At 62.1% G+C, this 18619-nt stretch carries 13 protein-coding genes; 5 read left to right on the top strand and 8 right to left on the bottom strand.

Annotated features, from left to right (window positions below; all coding sequences use genetic code 11):
- The first annotated feature begins 124 nt into the window (after positions 1 to 124).
- Positions 125 to 2560: a penicillin-binding protein 1A gene (locus tag KCX70_RS02445; protein ID WP_212619176.1), complete on the top strand. Its 2436-nt coding sequence runs from the start codon at positions 125 to 127 to the stop codon at positions 2558 to 2560.
- Between the two features lie 151 nt (positions 2561 to 2711).
- On the opposite strand, the gene KCX70_RS02440 is transcribed toward KCX70_RS02445, so the two are convergent.
- From KCX70_RS02440 to rpmE, 3 genes are all read right to left on the bottom strand, one after another.
- Positions 2712 to 3980: a malic enzyme-like NAD(P)-binding protein gene (locus tag KCX70_RS02440; RefSeq protein ID WP_021207102.1), complete on the bottom strand. Its 1269-nt coding sequence runs from the start codon at positions 3978 to 3980 to the stop codon at positions 2712 to 2714.
- Positions 3981 to 4144: 164 nt separating this feature from the next.
- Positions 4145 to 4936, bottom strand: a complete 792-nt coding sequence (locus KCX70_RS02435) for a thermonuclease family protein (RefSeq protein WP_212619175.1) — start codon at positions 4934 to 4936, stop codon at positions 4145 to 4147.
- Between the two features lie 23 nt (positions 4937 to 4959).
- A complete protein-coding gene (gene rpmE / locus KCX70_RS02430; protein WP_021207104.1) occupies positions 4960 to 5172 on the bottom strand; it encodes a 50S ribosomal protein L31 in 213 nt (70 codons plus the stop codon).
- Positions 5173 to 5398: 226 nt separating this feature from the next.
- On the opposite strand from rpmE, the gene KCX70_RS02425 reads away from it, so the two are divergent.
- From KCX70_RS02425 to KCX70_RS02415, 3 genes are all read left to right on the top strand, one after another.
- Positions 5399 to 7621 (top strand): primosomal protein N', encoded by a 2223-nt coding sequence (locus tag KCX70_RS02425; RefSeq protein ID WP_212619174.1) that lies wholly within the window; start codon positions 5399 to 5401, stop codon positions 7619 to 7621.
- Positions 7622 to 7736: 115 nt separating this feature from the next.
- On the top strand, positions 7737 to 9476 hold the full coding sequence (gene argS, locus KCX70_RS02420) for an arginine--tRNA ligase (RefSeq protein WP_212619173.1): 1740 nt from the start codon (positions 7737 to 7739) through the stop codon (positions 9474 to 9476).
- Positions 9477 to 10151, top strand: a complete 675-nt coding sequence (locus KCX70_RS02415; protein ID WP_212619172.1) for an SPOR domain-containing protein — start codon at positions 9477 to 9479, stop codon at positions 10149 to 10151.
- Positions 10152 to 10248: 97 nt separating this feature from the next.
- Here KCX70_RS02415 and KCX70_RS02410 read toward each other — a convergent pair whose 3' ends face one another.
- From KCX70_RS02410 to trxA, 4 genes are all read right to left on the bottom strand, one after another.
- The gene (locus KCX70_RS02410; protein ID WP_212619171.1) at positions 10249 to 11220 is read right to left on the bottom strand and encodes a CDP-6-deoxy-delta-3,4-glucoseen reductase; all 972 of its coding nucleotides are present in this window, start codon (positions 11218 to 11220) and stop codon (positions 10249 to 10251) included.
- Between the two features lie 34 nt (positions 11221 to 11254).
- Positions 11255 to 12721: a 4-hydroxy-3-polyprenylbenzoate decarboxylase gene (ubiD, locus tag KCX70_RS02405; RefSeq protein ID WP_102851589.1), complete on the bottom strand. Its 1467-nt coding sequence runs from the start codon at positions 12719 to 12721 to the stop codon at positions 11255 to 11257.
- A 123-nt stretch (positions 12722 to 12844) separates the two neighbouring features.
- Entirely contained in the window at positions 12845 to 14104 is a 1260-nt protein-coding gene (rho, locus tag KCX70_RS02400; protein ID WP_021207110.1) for a transcription termination factor Rho, read from the bottom strand.
- Between the two features lie 227 nt (positions 14105 to 14331).
- Positions 14332 to 14658 carry a thioredoxin TrxA gene (trxA, locus tag KCX70_RS02395; RefSeq protein ID WP_021207111.1) on the bottom strand — a complete coding sequence of 109 codons (327 nt, stop codon included), beginning with the start codon at positions 14656 to 14658 and terminating at the stop codon, positions 14332 to 14334.
- A 210-nt stretch (positions 14659 to 14868) separates the two neighbouring features.
- On the opposite strand from trxA, the gene ppx reads away from it, so the two are divergent.
- Positions 14869 to 16371, top strand: a complete 1503-nt coding sequence (gene ppx / locus KCX70_RS02390; RefSeq protein WP_212619170.1) for an exopolyphosphatase — start codon at positions 14869 to 14871, stop codon at positions 16369 to 16371.
- A gap of 40 nt (positions 16372 to 16411) precedes the next feature.
- Here the strand turns inward: ppx and ppk1 are convergent, their stop codons facing one another.
- Complete coding sequence (gene ppk1, locus KCX70_RS02385; protein WP_212619169.1) at positions 16412 to 18613, bottom strand: polyphosphate kinase 1; 2202 nt, start codon at positions 18611 to 18613, stop codon at positions 16412 to 16414.
- Between the last annotated feature and the right edge of the window lie 6 nt (positions 18614 to 18619).

Here is an 18619-nt window from a genome sequence, read left to right as displayed (position 1 = left end):
ACAGCCTTGACAGAAGCGCAAATGGCTCCCTGGTAAAAAAACCGCTTATAATGTGAACGGTTTTTCCTTTCAGCATCGTCTGCGGCATTCACCTCATTTCTCACCCTGGATTCAACGACCCCTGATGCGTTTTCTGAAGTTTTTTCTATGGTCATGCCTGGCTATTTTCTGCGGACTACTACTCAGTCTCAGTGGCGCGTTTCTCTACCTCAGCCCGAACCTGCCGTCGGTCGACTCGCTACGCAGCATACAGCTCCAGATTCCGCTGCGCGTCTATAGCGACGATGACAAGCTGATTGCCGAATATGGAGAGATGCGCCGCTCCCCGATCAGCTTCGAACAGATACCCAAGGATTTCATCGCAGCCCTGTTATCGGCCGAAGACGATAACTTCGCCAATCATTATGGCGTCGATGTTTCCAGCCTGATGCGCGCTGCCACGCAATTATTGAAGACCGGCCATATTCAGACCGGCGGCAGCACCATCACCATGCAGGTCGCGAAGAACTACTTTCTCACCAGCGAACGAAGCTTCTCTCGCAAGATCAACGAGATCCTGCTTGCCCTCCAGATCGAAAGAGAACTGAGCAAGGACGAGATTCTCGAGCTCTACGTCAACAAGATCTACCTGGGCAACCGGGCCTACGGGATCGAGGCAGCTGCGCAGGTCTATTACGGAAAGCCCATCGGCGAACTGAGCCTGGCACAGATGGCCATGATCGCCGGCCTGCCCAAGGCTCCATCGGCATTCAATCCGCTGGCAAACCCGGCACGCGCCAAGGAACGACGCAACTGGATCCTGGGACGCATGTACCGGCTCGGAAAGATCGACGAGGCTCGTTACCAGCAAGCATTGGCCGAGGAGGTCGACGCCTCCTATCACGGCGCCTCGCCCGAACTCGACGCACCTTATATAGCAGAGATGGCTCGCGCAGAGATGGTCGGGCGTTTCGGCAGCGCAGCCTACACGGACGGATTCCGCGTCCATACCACCATCAGTAGCGATCGCCAGATGGCTGCCAACCAGGCCCTGCGTGACGGGTTGATCGAGTACGACCAGCGCCACGGCTACCGGGGCCCTGAAGCCCATCTGCCAGGCAGCGATCCGGCAGCCTGGCTGAAGGCGCTCGGTACCTATCGCAGTCAATCCGGCCTATTACCGGCGGTTGTAAGCTCAGTGTCGAAGGATTCGATCAAGGTGCTGCTTCGCGACGGCAGCGAACACATCGTCAGCTGGGAAAGCATGAAGTGGGCTCGCCCGTTCATCAACACCAATAGCCTGGGACCGCAACCCAAATCCCCATCCGAGGTGGTCAAGCCCGGCGATGTCATTCGTGTCCGCATGGCCGAAGAGCAGGCGATGTTCAGCCAGGTGCCCGAAGCCCAAGGGGCCCTGGTGTCCCTCGACCCGCTTGATGGATCCATCGAAGCGCTGACCGGCGGTTTTTCCTTCGGCCAGAGCAACTACAATCGTGCCATCCAGGCCAAGCGCCAACCCGGGTCGAGCTTCAAGCCCTTCGTTTATAGCGCAGCGCTGGATGCAGGGTTCACCCCAGCGACACTGGTCAACGACTCGCCCATCGTCTTCGTTGAGGAAGGCCTGGATCGGGTATGGCGGCCCAAGAACGACAACAACACATTCCTGGGCCCGATCCGCCTGCGCGAGGCTCTTTATAAATCGCGCAACCTGGTCTCGATCCGGCTGCTGCGCACGCTCGGCATCCCTTATACGATCGATTACATCAAGCGCTTCGGCTTCAAGCCCGAGGACCTTCCGGCGAATCTGTCATTGGCACTCGGCACGGCAACCCTGACGCCAATGGAGATCGCCACCGGCTGGACCGCGTTTGCCAACGGCGGCTACAAGATCGAGCCCTACCTGATCACGCGAGTCGAAGACCGGGACGGCAAGGTGATATTCGAAGCCAATCCGGCGCGAGTCCCGCAGCACTCGCCAGAACTAGCCGAAACCGCAACAACGGCAACCTCCTATGCCCAGGAGGACACCTTGCTGTCAGGCTCCGAACCCACCCACCAGGAGCCGGTACAGGCCGAACAGATCATCGATGAGCGCACCGCTTACATCATGACCAGCATGTTGCAGGACGTCATCAAGCGCGGCACCGGCAGGCGAGCACTGGCGCTGGGACGTGGTGACCTCGCCGGAAAGACCGGCACCACGAACGAGTCCAAGGACAGCTGGTTTTCCGGCTACAACGCCGACATCGTCACCACCGTCTGGACCGGCTTCGATCAGCCACAAAGCCTCGGCCGCCGGGAATACGGCGGAACCGTCGCTTTGCCGATATGGATGAAATACATGGGCACGGTGCTGAACGGCATGCCTGAACATGCCCCCGCCGAACCGGAAGGCATCCTAACGCTGCGTATCGATCCGAAGAGCGGTCGCGCGGCAGCCCCAGGCACGCCAGACGCGTACTTCGAAGTCTTCCGAAGCGAGGATTCGCCACCCAGCATGGGCGACGACATGCTGCCCGGCTCGGCTCTGCCCGACACCCCGCTACCGGCGTCCGAGGCGGCCCCGATCGACCTGTTCTAAGCCAATCGAGCACCCGCCGCGCCGCGGCGGGGCTCCGGCTGAGCAACAATGGCCCGGATGCTCATCGACGGCCAAACAAACAAAAACCCCGGCATAAGCCGGGGTTTTCGTGTTTTCGCAAACCCGACCAGAGCCGGGCACGAGCGAGCGATCAGCCGCCAAATACGTCGTTTACAGACTTGAGCGGATAATTCGACGGGTACGGCAAGGTCGCCACGCCGCTTTCGATGGCGGCCTTGGCGACCGCGTCGGAAACAAGCGTAATCAAGCGCGGATCCATCGGCTTCGGGATGATGTACTCACGTCCGAACTGCAGTTGATCGATGCCGTAGGCCGCGGCGACTTCAGCCGGCACCGGCAGCTTGGCCAGATCACGCAGGGCCAATGCGGCTGCGATCTTCATTTCCTCGTTGATACGCGTGGCACGAACATCCAGCGCGCCGCGGAAGATGAACGGGAAGCCCAGCACGTTGTTGACCTGATTCGGGTAGTCCGAACGGCCGGTCGCCATGATCACGTCGGAGCGGGTCGCGTGAGCCAGCTCAGGGCTGATTTCAGGATCGGGGTTCGAGCAGGCGAAGACCACCGGGTTGGGCGCCATGCGCTTGAGGCCTTCGGCACTCAGCAGATTCGCGCCGGACAGGCCGACAAAGACATCAGCGCCTTCGAGCGCATCGTCCAACGTGCGACGGTCGGTTTCGTGCGCGAACACCGCCTTGTATTGATTCAGATCGTCACGACCGGCGTGGATGACGCCCTTGCGATCGATCATGAAGATGTTCTCGATTTTCGCGCCCATGCTGACCAACAGCTTCATGCACGAGGTCGCTGCAGCACCCGCGCCCAGGCAAACGATCTTGGCCTGTTCCAGTGTCTTGCCGGCAATCTCCAGCGCGTTGAGCATGCCTGCGGCGGTGACGATAGCGGTGCCATGCTGGTCATCGTGGAAAACCGGAATATCGCACTGTTCGATCAACGCCCGCTCGATGTCGAAGCACTCGGGCGCCTTGATGTCTTCCAGATTGATGCCACCGAAGGTGATGGAGATCCGCTTCACCGTATCGATGAAGGCCTGAGGGCTTTCCGCATCGACTTCGATATCGAAAACGTCGACACCGGCGAAACGCTTGAATAGCACACCCTTGCCTTCCATGACCGGCTTGGAAGCCAGCGGCCCCAGGTCGCCCAGGCCAAGGATGGCCGTGCCATCGGAAATCACCGCGACCAGATTGCCTTTACCGGTGTACCGGTAAGCCAGCTCCGGGTCGCGAGCGATTTCACGTACGGGCTCCGCTACGCCAGGGCTGTACGCCAGCGACAGATCGCGAGCGGTAGAAGTGGGCTTGGTCAGCTCGACGCTCAGCTTTCCCGGGCGAGGCTGGGAATGGTAGTCGAGAGCGGCAGTTTTCAGGTCAGTCATGGGGCATTCCGCTTATTTTTTACTGGGACAGACAGGGGGCCGAGCATACGCCAAGACCGATCGTCGTCACAAGCGAACGGGAAAAGCCGACTGTCAAGTGCTGCGTTTACGACTTTCAGCGTACAGGCGACCTCTAAGCCGTCCTCCCTCCACGTCGAACTCTGTCAGGGCTGGACAACCAGCATCGACGGGTGAGTCAGCTTCAGCATCCAGCGCGCTTGCCCCGAAACCGCACGCCCCTTGCGGTCGATCACCCACCCTCTGACCTCAATCCGCCTGCCCGGCAGGCCTTCCAACACTCCGGCGAATGCCTCGGCGGACGAATAGGGAACGTGGAGGACTACCGAGTCGGCAAGCTCCAGCCAGATCCCACCGCGATTGGCTTGCACACGTTCGACACGGGCGCTGATCAGGGCGAATCCACCGCCGCGCAACTCACTGGCCTGGATTACCGGCGACCGGCGCCATAGCGCCCGGCTAGCCCTTCGCGCCTGCTGCTCTGCCGCAAGCTGGCATTCAGCTAGGTCGGTATTGGGCGCGATGGCGACGAAGAAGCCCAACCCTTCGGTAAGCAGGCGCGCCTCGAGGTTGTCGCCCTGCTCATCATACGCATGGGCCAGCAGCCGACCGTAATGATCCTTGGCTTGACGTCCGAGCTGCAGCCTTACGTAACCACCACTGGCGCCCACCAATGCTTGCAGGCGACGTCTGGCGGCTTGCGCGAAAGGCTCGGCGACAGCACCCTTACGCCCCATTTCCGGCGCGTTCAGGCCGATCAGCCGGACGCTCCGCCCGTCGGCCAGACGCAGCGTGTCGCCATCGATGACCTTGGCGACTTTCTCTCTCGAGAGCGGCCCATCGGCAGGGCAAAGCGCCTGGGCCTGGAAAGTGAGGAAAATAGAAACGAAAAAGGCGCCCACCAGGGACGCCTTTTTCAATCTGCACGGAAACCTCATGGGACTTCCGCCGCGGCAACCGCTTACTTGGCGCCGAACACACCGAAGCGCTGCTTGAAGCGGTCGATACGGCCGCCGGTATCCAGCACTTTCTGCTTGCCGGTGTAGAACGGATGGCACTCGGAGCAAACGTCGATGCTCAGGTTCTTGCCCAGCGTGGAGCGAGTCTGGATGACGTTGCCGCAGCTGCAAGTGGCTTCGATTTCAACGTAGTTAGGATGGATATCGGCTTTCATGGAAGTATCCTCTAGGATGTGTGCCGCCACCCGACCCTATGTCGAGTACCGCACGGAAGGGCGCGAATGATACCAGAGCAGGGTAGCGATGCAAGGGCAGCCGATCACCGGCGCGGTGTGTGCCAGCCCGCTAGCGATGCTGCTTCCGGAACCCGATCTGCACATGACCCAGCCTGCTGCAGCGCCGGATCGTTTAAGATCGGCGCTCCTCGCCAAGGACTTTCGTGTGCCCCAACCCATACTTCGCGTTGCGCTGCCCTCGCCTTTGCGCAGGCTCTTCGACTACCTCCCGCCCGCCGGCGCTTCTAGTGCCGCACTGCAGCCAGGCATGCGGCTGCGGGTGCCGTTCGGCCGTCGCGATGTCGTTGGCATACTGATCGAAGTCGCCAGTCATAGCGAGGTGCCGGAAGCGAAACTCAAACCAGCGCTGGCCTTGCTCGACGCCCGCTCGCCGCTGCCGCCGGCACTGTTCAAGCTGTGCCTGTGGACCGCCCACTATTATCAGCACAGCCTTGGCGACACCCTCAGCTGGGCGCTACCGGTCCTGCTGCGCCAAGGCGAACCCGCCGAAGCGCGGCAGGAGCGCTTCTGGCATGTAACCAGCGGTGCACGCCCGGAAGACCCGCGCCTGAGCCGTGCGCCGCGCCAGCGCGAGGCGTTGAAGACGATCGCCCAACACCCGCACGGAGTGGCTCACTCACTGCTGACACAGCTGCAGTTGAGCAAGGACAGCCTCGACCTTCTGCTTCAGAAGGGCCTGCTGCACGTCGAGACCCGCCGCTGCCATCAGGCCCGACGCCATCAAGGCAGCTGGCTGCTGCAACCAGAGCTGCCGCTGAATGGCGAACAGCGTGCGGCCTTCGAGGCCATACACGCAGGCCTGGGCAGCTTCCAGACCTACCTCCTGGCCGGCGTCACCGGCAGCGGCAAGACCGAGGTCTATCTGCAACTGATCCATCAGGTGCTCGAAGCCGGCAAACAGGCCCTGGTGCTGATCCCGGAAATAAATCTCGGCCCACAGACCCTGGCGCGCTTCGAACAGCGCTTCAATGCGCGTATCGCCCTGTTGCATTCCAATGTCAACGATCGTGACCGCCTGGACGCCTGGCTGGCAGCGCGAGACGGCGAGGCGGACATCATCATCGGCACCCGTTCGGCGCTGTTCACCCCGATGAAAAACCCGGGGCTGATCATTCTCGATGAGGAGCACGACGCGTCCTATAAACAGCAGGAGGGCCTGCGCTACCACGCCCGCGACCTGGCCGTGGTCCGGGCGCGTCAGGAGAACCTGCCGATCCTGCTCGGGTCGGCGACGCCGTCACTGGAAAGCCTGCACAACGCGCACATCGGTCGTTACGCGCTATTGAAGCTGACCCAGCGAGCCGGAGGAGCAAAAGCACCGCGCTTTCTGCGCCTGGATGTCAAAAGCCGCCCACTGGATTCCGGGATTTCCGGCCCGCTGCAGCAGGCCATGGCGCAGACGCTTGCCGCAGGACAGCAGGTGCTGGTGTTCCTGAACCGCCGCGGCTTCGCCCCGTCACTGCTCTGCCATGATTGCGGCTGGCTCAGCCAATGCCCGCGCTGCGACGCCCGGATGACCCTGCACCAGCGTCACAACGAGCTACGCTGCCACCATTGCGGCCACGCCGAGCGCCCGCCACGTAGCTGCCCGGAATGTCAAAAGCTCGACCTGCGTCCGGTAGGCGCCGGTACCGAGCGCGCCGAAGAACGACTGGGCGTTCTGTTTCCGGACTACCCGGTGCTGCGCATCGATCGCGACAGCACGTCACGCAAGGGCTCGATGGAGCAGCTGTTGGGCACCATCAACCGCGGTGAACCTTGCCTGCTCGTCGGCACGCAGATGCTTGCCAAAGGCCACCATTTCCCGCGAGTCACCCTGGTCGCCATCCTCGACGCCGACGGCGGCTTGTTCTCCGCAGATTTTCGCGCCAGCGAACGGATGGCCCAACTGATCGTGCAAGTGGCCGGTCGCGCGGGGCGGGCCGGCGAACCCGGCAAGGTGATCATCCAGACCCATTTGGCCGACCATCCGCTGCTGGTGCAGCTCACCGAGCAAGGCTATTTCGCCTTTGCCGAGCAAGCCCTGAGCGAGCGTCGCGCCGCCGGGCTGCCACCCTTCAGCCACCTGGCCCTGTTGCGCGCCGAAGCGGCGAAGCCCGGGCAGGCCGAAGACTTCCTCGATCAGGCTTGCGGCCAGGCCGAACAGCTTTTGGGCCAACTCGGGCTCGACGGCATCGAGCTGCTGGGCCCGGTGCCCGCTCCAATGGAACGACGCGCCGGCCGTTTCCGAGCACAACTGTTGCTGCAGGCCAATGCACGAGCCCCGCTGCACAAACTGATGAGCGCATGGCTGCCACTGGTGGAGGCGCTACCTGGCAGCCGTACGGTGCGGTGGTCGCTGGATATCGACCCGATCGATCTGTTCTGAGCCAACGAAACCCGGCACAACCTGCAACTCAACGCCTTAAGCCTTGAAGGTTCGCCCTCCGGGCACCGATAATGCCCAGTTTTCGACCAAAGCCTTCGGGCCGACCGAGCAAACGATGAAAGACAGCATTCGCCATCTGATCCAGCAAGCCCTGAGCCGCCTTACCGCTGAAGGCGTGCTGCCCGAAGGATTGAGCCCGACCATTCAGGTGGAGAACACACGCGACAAGACTCACGGGGATTTCGCCAGCAACATCGCCATGATGCTGGCCAAACCCGCCGGGATGAAACCACGCGAGCTGGCACAGAAGCTCATCGAGGCATTGCCGTCCGATGCCAGCGTCAGCAAAGTGGAAATCGCCGGCCCCGGCTTTCTCAACTTCTTCCAGAACAGTGCCGCGCTGGCCGACCGCCTGGACGCAGCACTCGCCGATCCACAGCTGGGCGTGAGCAAGGCGGGCCCAGCACAGCGCGTCGTGGTCGACCTGTCGTCGCCGAACCTGGCGAAGGAAATGCACGTCGGCCACCTACGCTCGACCATCATCGGCGATGCCGTGGCGCGGGTGCTGGAGTTTCTCGGCGACGAGGTGATCCGGCAGAACCACGTCGGCGATTGGGGCACACAGTTCGGCATGCTGCTGGCCTACCTCGAGGAAAACCCCAGCGCCGCAGAAAGCGAGCTATCGGACCTCGAACAGTTCTATCGCGCCGCGAAAAAGCGCTTTGACGACTCGCAAGCGTTCGCCGACCGCGCCCGTGAGCTGGTGGTGAAGCTGCAAGCCGGCGATGCCGATTGCCTGAGGCTTTGGACGCGTTTCAACGAAATATCCCTCTCGCACTGCCAGAAGGTCTATGACCGCCTCAACGTCAAGCTGTCGCCGGACGATGTCATGGGTGAAAGCGCCTACAACGCCGAGCTGAGCGACATCGTCGCATCGCTCAGGGCCGAGGGACTGCTTAGCGAAAGCAACGGAGCCCAGTGTGTCTTCCTCGAGGAATTCAAGAACGCCGAGGGCAATCCGCTCCCGGTGATCGTCCAGAAGGCCGGCGGCGGCTACCTGTATGCGACCACCGACCTGGCCTCCATGCGCTACCGCAGCCGGCAGCTAAAGGCCGATCGCGCCCTGTACTTCGTCGATCAGCGTCAGGCCCTGCATTTCCAGATGGCTTTCGAAGTCGCCCGCCGCGCCGGTTTCGTGGACCCGGCCATGCAACTCGAACACATGGGCTTCGGCACCATGAACGGCGCCGATGGCCGCCCGTTCAAGACGCGGGACGGAGGCACCGTCAAACTGGTCGACCTGCTCGACGAGGCCGAACAGCGCGCCTACAGCCTGGTAAAAGGCAAGAACCCCGATCTGGACGAAGCGGAACTGCGGCAGATCGCGCGTGCGGTCGGCATCGGCGCGGTGAAATACGCCGACCTGTCCAAGCATCGCACCAGCGACTACAGCTTCAACTTCGATCAGATGCTCAGCTTCGAAGGCAACACCGCGCCCTACCTGCTCTATGCCTATACCCGGGTGGCCAGCGTGTTCCGCAAGCTCGGCACCGGCATGGACGGGCTCGCTGGCGAGATCCGGCTCGAAGCCGAACAGGAACAGGCACTGGGAGCCAAGCTCGCACAGTTCGGTGAAGTGCTTAACAGCGTTGGCGAAAAAGGCGTGCCGCATCTGCTGTGCAGCTATCTGTATGACCTGGCCGGATTATTCTCCAGCTTCTACGAGCACTGCCCGATCCTTACCGCGGAGAATGACGCCGTGAAACAGAGCCGCCTGCGCCTCGCCGCCCTGACCGGCAAGACCCTCCAGCAAGGCCTGGAGCTGCTTGGCCTGGAAACGCTGGAGCGGATGTAAGTGGCTGCCAGGAAGAAACCCGCCCCGAAGCGCGGCGCGAGCCGCTACCAAGCCCCGGCCAAGAAGCCCGTTCCCGGCTGGATCTGGCTGATCTGCGGGCTGGTCATTGGCGGCTTCATCATGTTCCTGACGAACCTGGAGCCCGGCGGCAAGGAGATCAAGCGGGACAAGGAAACCGCCAAGCCCAAGGAGCAACCGAAGCGCTCGGCTCCGAGCAACGGCCAGGCGGTCAAGCCGAAGTACGACTTCTACACCCTGCTGCCAGAGTCCGAAGTCATCTTGCCGCCTGAGCCACCCAAGCCCGAGGTGCCGACGCCGACACCGGAGCCAGTCACGCCCGAGGATGCCGCGAAAATCGACGCCGCACGCGCCGAGGCAGCGCTGAACGGTCAGGTTCCGCCACCACCGCCCCCTACCGTGACCAAGGCGCCAGTGACGCAGTTTTTTCTGCAGGCCGGCTCATTCCGCCAGAAGAACGAGGCGGAAAAGGTTCGCGCACAGATCATCCTGCTCGGCCAGGACGTTCGGGTGGAAAACGTGACCGTCCGCGATGAGGTCTGGTATCGGGTACTGGTTGGCCCCTACGTCGATCGAGACCAACTCGGCAAGGCGCAGAAGACCCTGGCAGCCAGCGGTTACAGCAACCTGCTGCTACAGCAACGGCAAGCCCGCTGACTCAGGATGAAAAAAAGGGAGGCGCGGCCTCCCTTTTTGTTGCGTGCTCGTTTGTTGCGCGCTCGTCACGTGCGCGCGAACAGCGTCGCAGGTGCCCTTATGACGCTCGCGGCGCGTAAGCGAACACGTCCGCACGCATCTGCGTTGCGTCCATCCCAGCCTCGACCAGCGCATCCAGCGTGCCGTAGATCATCGCCGGGGAGCCGCTGGCGTAGACGTGAACCGGCTTCAGATCGCTGAAATCCTCACAGACGGCTTCGTGCAGCATGCCGCAACGTCCCGGCCAGCCGCAGACATCACTGACCACCTGATGTAGCTGCAGATTGGGCATGCTCTGCCATTCATCCCAATGCGGCAACTGGTAGAAATCCTCTGGGCGCCGAACGCCCCAGTACAGGTGTACCGGATGAGGGAATCCCTGGGCACGGCAATGCTCGATCAGACTGTGCATCTGCGCCATGCCGGTTCCCGCGGCGATCAGCACCAACGGTCCATCCGGCAGCTCGGCAAGATGGGTGTCGCCGAACGGCATCTGCACGTTGACCATTCCGCGACGCCTGAGAAATTCGAGCAAGCCGATCGTCGATGGCTCGCGCGCCAGCACGTGTAATTCCAGCTCTCGACCACGCCCAGGCGCGGACGCCAGCGAAAACGCGCTGTATTCGCCATCCTCTCGCTGCAACAGCAGGTATTGTCCGGCGTGATAGCGCGGCGGCTTGCCTGCGGGTGCGCGGAGCAGCAACCGAAACACGTCGCCGCCAACCGCTTCACAGCTGATCAATTGGCAACTGAGCGCGCGCACCGGCAGCTCACCGGGTGCGAGCACACCATCCCAGAGCAGAACACAATCCTCTTCAGGCTCGGCCAGACAGGCGAAAACCTCGCCGTGGTCGTGGCTCTCGCCGCGCTGGCGCACCCGGCCGTTGACCAGCAGCGCGGCGCATATCTGGCAATTGCCATTACGGCAGGCCTGCGGGCAGTCGTAGCCCAGCCGGCGAGCCGCATCGAGAATCAGCTCGCCGCGCTCGACATCGAGCACCGCACCGGAGGGTTGCAGGGTAACTTTCATCTATTCGGAAACCTGAAAAAACGCCTTGGTGTCATCAGTCGATACCCAGCTCGGCCCAGAGTTCGTCGACCCGCTGCTTGACCGCCGGGTCCTGCACAATGGCACGGCCCCACTCGCGACTGGTCTCGCCCGGCCACTTATGGGTCGCATCGAGCCCCATCTTGCTGCCCAGACCGGAAATCGGCGACGCGAAATCCAGATAGTCGATCGGCGTGTTCTCGATCATCACCGTGTCGCGCTTGGGGTCCATTCGCGTGGTGACAGCCCAGATCACATCGTTCCAGTCACGCGCATCGATATCGTCGTCGGTAACGATCACGAACTTGGTATACATGAACTGGCGCAGGAAGCTCCAGACGCCCAGCATCACCCGCTTGGCGTGGCCGGGGTATTGTTTCTTCATGGTCACCACCGCCATGCGGTAGGAGCAACCTTCCGGCGGTAGGTAGAAGTCGGTGATCTCCGGGAACTGCTTCTGCAGGATCGGCACGAACACTTCGTTCAGCGCGACGCCGAGTATCGCCGGCTCATCCGGCGGCCGGCCGGTGTAGGTGCTGTGATAGATCGCATCGCGGCGCCTGGTGATGCGTTCGACGGTGAACACCGGGAAGCGATCGACTTCGTTGTAGTAGCCGGTATGGTCGCCATAGGGCCCCTCATCGGCCATCTCGCCAGGCTGGATATGGCCTTCGAGGACGATCTCCGCACCCGCTGGCACCTGCAGATCACTGCCGCGGCACTTGACCAGCTCGGTGCGGCTGCCGCGCAGCAGGCCGGCGAACGCGTACTCGGACAGCGAATCCGGAACCGGCGTGACCGCCCCGAGAATGGTGGCCGGATCCGCGCCCAGCGCCACCGCCACCGGGTAGGGTCGATCCGGGTATTTCTCGCACCACTCGCGGAAATCCAGTGCTCCGCCGCGATGGCTGAGCCAGCGCATGATCACCTTGTTGCGGCCGATCACCTGCTGGCGATAGATACCGAGGTTCTGGCGCTCCTTGTTAGGCCCCTTGGTAATCGTCAGGCCCCAAGTGATCAGCGGCCCGGCATCGCCCGGCCAGCAAGTCTGTACCGGCAGGCTGGACAGATCGACCTCGTCCCCTTCCTGCAGCACCTCTTGGCAGGGGGCGTCCTTGAGCACCTTCGGTGCCATGCTGATGACTTTTTTGTAGATCGGCAGCTTGCTCCAGGCATCCTTCAATCCCTTCGGAGGCTCGGGCTCCTTGAGAAACGCCAGCAGCTTGCCGATCTCACGCAGCTCGGAAACATCTTCGGCGCCCATGCCCAGAGCGACACGCTTGGGCGTGCCGAACAGATTGCCGAGTACCGGCATATCGAAGCCGGTCGGATTTTCGAACAGCAGCGCCGGCCCTTGCTTGCGCAGGGTGCGGTCGCAGATTTCGGTCATTTCCAGAACGGGAGAGACGCCTGTCGAGATGCGCTTGAGCTCGCCGCGTTGTTCCAGGCCGCTGATAAAGTCGCGCAGATCGCGATACTGCATGCTTGAGCCTCGTAGGGGCCGGCAGGTTGGGGCTGCAAAGTGTAGCCTCGACACCGCTGAATCCAAAACCTGCAGACAGACAAAGGCCGGGTTTCCCCGGCCTTGGCGATAACGACCAGACGCTTACTTGCGCTTCATCGACATGAAGAATTCGTCGTTGGTCTTGGTGTCCTTGAGCTTGTCGAGCAGGAACTCGATGGCGGCCGTCTCATCCATCGGATGCAGCAGCTTGCGCAGAATCCAGATGCGCTGCAGCTCATCCTCGCTGGTCAGCAACTCCTCGCGACGAGTACCCGAACGGTTGATGTTGATCGCGGGGAATACACGCTTCTCGGCGATGCGGCGGTCCAGCTGCAACTCGAGGTTACCGGTACCCTTGAATTCCTCGTAGATCACCTCGTCCATCTTCGAGCCGGTTTCCACCAGCGCGGTAGCGAGAATGGTCAGACTGCCACCCTCCTCGATATTGCGCGCCGCACCGAAGAAGCGCTTGGGCTTTTCCAGGGCATGGGCGTCGACACCGCCGGTCAGCACCTTGCCGGAGCTCGGGATCACTGTGTTGTAGGCGCGCGCCAGACGGGTGATGGAGTCGAGCAGGATGACCACATCCTTCTTGTGCTCGACCAGGCGCTTGGCCTTCTCGATCACCATTTCGGCGACCTGCACATGGCGGGTCGGCGGCTCGTCGAAGGTCGAGGCGACCACTTCGCCGCGCACGGTGCGCTGCATTTCGGTCACTTCTTCCGGGCGCTCGTCGATCAGCAGAACGATCAGATGGCACTCGGGATTGTTACGGGTAATGTTGCTCGCGATGTTCTGCAGCATGATCGTCTTGCCCGCCTTTGGCGGAGCGACGATCAGGCCGCGCTGGCCCTTGCCGATCGGGGCACAGAGGTCGATTACCCGGCCGGTCAGGTCTTCGGTGGAGCCGTTGCCGGCTTCCATCGTCAGACGCTGGTTGGGGAACAGCGGCGTCAGGTTCTCGAACAGGATCTTGCTCTTGGCGTTTTCCGGACGGTCGAAGTTGATCGTGTCGACCTTGAGCAGCGCGAAATAGCGCTCGCCTTCCTTCGGCGGACGGATCTTGCCGACGATGGTGTCACCGGTACGCAGGTTGAAGCGGCGAATCTGGCTCGGCGAGACATAGATGTCGTCAGGGCCGGCGAGATAGGACGAATCCGCGGAGCGCAGGAAGCCGAAGCCGTCTTGCAGAATCTCCAGCACGCCATCACCGGAGATTTCCTCACCGCTTTTCGCGTGCTTTTTCAGCAAGGAGAAAATCACGTCCTGCTTGCGCGAACGGGCCATGTTGTCGATGCCCATCTGTTCGGCCATTTCCAGCAGTTCGGTGATGGGCTTTTGCTTAAGTTCGGTCAGATTCATAGAGAGAGTCAGAAGGGGTGAAGAAAGCGATTAGCTTGAGAAGCCGCGCAGCAAGAGACGAACAGGTTCGTTGTGCTTTATGAGGCGGAAGTGCGTCGGCGACGGCATGCAGAGGGCGACGGAGAAGCGTCGCGAGGCCGAATTTAGCATCACGCAGGCGAAGCGTCCAGCCTGCGCTCAGAAAAAAGCCCCCGCATTTGCGAGGGCTTTGAGTCACGACCTGCCGGTCAGATATTGCTGTCCAGGAACGCGGCCAGTTGGGACTTGGACAGCGCACCCACCTTGGTGGCCTCGACATTGCCGTTCTTGAACAGCATCAGCGTCGGGATACCGCGCACGCCATACTTCGGCGGGGTTTCCTGGTTCTCGTCGATGTTCAGCTTGCAGACCTTCAGCTTGCCTTCGTAATCCTTGGCAATTTCGTCGAGTACCGGAGCGATCATCTTGCAGGGACCACACCACTCGGCCCAGTAATCGACCAGCACGGGGCCATCTGCCTGGAGCACGTCCTGCTCGAAGCTGCTGTCGCTGACATTGTTGATGTATTCGCTCATGGATGTTCTCCAGGGTCAAAACCGAAAGTGACGCCATCATAGCCCGGCTTGGGACGGACCGAAAGCCGCAGGCCGTCGCTCGGGCTTTCACCCGGAACGAGCCAGCCAGCGCCCGGCGGCTCGCGACAAGATGGCGCTGACCGGCGCCTGCGCGTTGGCGGATGCGGACGATCATGTCAGGATGTCGGGGTTTTGCACAGAGACTGTCCCATGCGCCCACCAGCCACCGAACCCATGCCGATGATCGCCGCCATCGATCTCGGCTCGAACAGCTTTCACATGGTCCTGGCTCGCACCAGCAACGGTGAGATGCGCATCCTCGAGCGGCTCGGCGAGAAGGTCCAGCTCGCCGCCGGCATCGATGAAAACAGGATGCTCGATGACGCTGCGATGCAACGTGGGCTCGACTGCCTGCGCCGCTTCGCTCAGCTGGTCAATCATCTGCCGCAGGGGGCGGTGCGCGTGGTGGGTACCAATGCCTTGCGCGAGGCGCGCAACCGCGCGCAATTCATACGCCAGGCGGAAACCATCATCGACCATCAGGTGGAAGTCATCTCCGGTCGGGAGGAAGCGCGGCTGATCTACCTCGGCGTCTCGCATACCTTCCCGACATCCACCGGCAAACGCCTGGTGGTCGATATCGGCGGCGGCAGCAGTGAGTTCATCATCGGCGAAGGCTTCGACTCGCTATTGCGCGAAAGCCTGCAGATGGGCTGCGTCAGCTTCACCCAGCGCTTCTTCCGCGACGGCAAGATCACGGCGGCGCGTTATGCCCAGGCGTATACGGCGGCCCGCCTGGAGCTGATGAGCATCGAGCACGGCTTGCGCCGGCTCGGCTGGCAGGACGCGGTAGGCGCTTCGGGCACCATCCGCGCCGTCGGGCTGGCGATCAAGGGTGCCGGAATGGGTAATGGCGAAGTCAGCGCCGACGGCATCGGCTGGCTCAAGCGCAAATTGTTCAAACTGGGTGACGTCGACAAGCTGGACATGGACGGCATCAAGCCAGACCGCCGCGGCATATTCCCCGCGGGCCTGGCCATTCTCGAGGCGATTTTCGACTCCCTGGAACTCACCCGCATGGCCCATTCGGAAGGGGCGCTGCGCGAGGGCGTGCTTTACGACCTGATCGGTCGGCATCACCACGAAGACATCCGCGACCGGACCCTGAGCTTCCTCATGGAGCGCTACCACGTCGACACCGAGCAGGCGGCACGGGTCGAAAGCAAGGCGCTGGAAGCCTTCGACCAGGTCTCAGCCGACTGGGGGCTGGACGAGGACTGGCTGCGTGAACTGCTGGGCTGGGCCGCCCGGGTGCACGAGGTCGGTCTGGACATCGCCCACTACCATTACCACAAGCACGGCGCCTACCTGATCGAGCATTCCGACCTGCCCGGTTTTTCCCGTCAGGATCAGCAGATGCTGGCGCTGCTGGTGCGCGGGCATCGTCGCAATATACCCAAGCAGAAATTCGAGGAGCTGAGCGAGGACGGCGTCAAGCTGACACAGCTGTGCGTGCTGCTGCGCTTCGCCATTCTCTTTCATCACATTCGCGGGCCTCAGCAGGCGCCGGAATTCACCCTCAAGGCCGGCGACAACAGCCTGGATGTCGCCTTTCCCGAAGGCTGGCTGGCCAACAACCCGCTGACCCAGGCCGATTTCGCGCTGGAAGCGGATTGGCTCAAGCGGATCGACTTCACCCTGACCGTACGCTGAAACGGCGCGGCGGCCTGAAGGCAAGCCGCCGTACCGTACCTCAACGAGCAGTCGGGCTACCGAGCCGCTCCAGCAAGGCGTTCTGCACGTTGCGCGGGTTCTGGTTGCCGCTCGGGCTGTTGCGCAAGTAGCTGCCATCCGGCTGCAGCACCCAGCTCTGGGTGTTGTCGGTCAGGAAGCCTTCGAGTTCCTTTTTCACCCGTGTCACCAGCTTCTTGCCCTCGACGGGGAAGCAGGTCTCGACCCGTCGATCCAGATTACGCTCCATCCAGTCGGCACTGGACAGATAGAGCTTCTCATCGCCGCCATTGAGGAAATAGAACACGCGACTGTGCTCGAGGAAGCGGCCAATGATCGAGCGCACCTGAATGTTGTGCGAAACCCCGGTGATGCCCGGCCGCAAGCAGCACATGCCACGCACGATCAGATCGATGCGCACGCCGGTCTGGCTGGCCTTGTACAGGGCGCGAATCATCTTCGCGTCGGTCAGCGAATTGACCTTGAGAATGATGTGCGCCGGCTTGCCTTCACTGGCGTGCTGCGTCTCCTGGGCGATCATGTCGAGCAGGGCTTTCTTCAGGGTGAAGGGCGCGTGCAGGAGCTTTTTCATGCGCATGGTCTTACCCATGCCGATGAGCTGGCTGAACAGCTTGGATACGTCTTCACACAGGGCATCGTCGGATGTCAGCAGGCTGTAATCGGTATACAGCCTGGCGTTGCCGGCGTGGTAGTTGCCGGTGCCCAGATGCGCGTAACGACGCAGCTCGCCATTTTCGCGGCGTAGAATCAGCATCATCTTGGCGTGGGTCTTGTAGCCGACCACGCCGTAGATCACCACGGCACCGGCCTGTTGCAGGCGACTGGCCAGCTGCAGGTTCGACTCCTCGTCGAAACGCGCACGCAGCTCGATCACCGCGGTGACTTCCTTGCCGTTACGCGCCGCCTCGACCAGGGCATCGACGATTTCCGAGTTGGCGCCGGAGCGGTACAGGGTCTGCTTGACCGCCAGCACGCAGGGGTCTTTCGCCGCCTCACGCAGCAAATCGACCACTGGTGTGAACGACTCGTAAGGATGCAGCAGCAGGATGTCCTGCTTGCCGACCACGCTGAAGATGTTTTCGCTGTTTTGCAGCAGCTTGGGAATCGCCGGCGTGAACGGCGTGTATTGCAGCTCGGGATGGCTGTCGAGCCCGGTGACGCTGAACAGCCGGGTCAGGTTGACCGGTCCGTTGACCCGATACAGCTCGCTCTCGCTCAGGCTGAACTGCTTGAGCAGGAAGTCGGCGAGGTGTTTGGGGCAGGTATCGACCACCTCCAGGCGCACCGCATCGCCGTAGCGCCGGGAAATCAGCTCGCCACGCAGCGCCCGCGCCAGGTCTTCGACATCTTCGGTATCCACCGAGAGGTCCGCGTTGCGTGTCAGGCGGAACTGATAGCAACCCTTGACCTTCATGCCGTGGAACAGGTCGTCGGCATGGGCGTGGATCATCGACGACAGGAACACATAGTTGGCCCCCGGCCCGCCCACTTCCTCGGGGACACGAATGATCCGGGGCAACAGTCGTGGCGCGGGGATGATGGCCAGGCCGGAGTCACGACCGAAAGCGTCGACACCTTCGAGCTCGACGATGAAGTTGAGGCTCTTGTTGACCAGCAAGGGAAACGGATGGGTTGGATCCAGGCCGATCGGGGTGATGATCGGCGCGATTTCATCGCGGAAATAACGCCGCACCCAGGTCTTGAGCTTGGTCGTCCAGTAGCGTCGCCGAATGAACCGCACCTGATGCTTGGCTAGCTCAGGCAGCAGCACCTCGTTGAGGATCGAGTACTGCCGGTTGACCTGCTCGTGCACCAGCTCGGAAATCCGCGCCAGCGCCTGGTGCGGTTGCAGGCCATCAGCTCCCGCTTGCTCACGGGCGAAGGTCACCTGCTTCTTCAAGCCGGCGACACGGATCTCGAAGAATTCGTCGAGGTTGCTGGAGAAGATCAACAGGAACTTGAGCCGCTCCAGCAATGGGTAGGACTCGTCCAGCGCCTGCTCCAGCACGCGGATATTGAATTGCAGCTGCGACAGCTCTCGGTGGATATAGAGGCTGTTGTCGTCCAGGTTAGGCGGCGGGACCGGCGGGGCGGGCGCCTCCTCGACCTTCTCCACCTCGGGCGCTGGCGGGGCCGGCTGCTCGAGGGTCGCCTCGACGGTTTCCAGCTGCAATTCGCTTTCGCTGAGTCCCTGATTGGTCATCGATCT

It is taken from the genome of Stutzerimonas stutzeri (assembly GCF_018138085.1).
GTDB classification, from domain to species: Bacteria; Pseudomonadota; Gammaproteobacteria; order Pseudomonadales; family Pseudomonadaceae; genus Stutzerimonas; species Stutzerimonas stutzeri_AI.
This window is presented reverse-complemented; position numbering and strand designations above follow the sequence as displayed.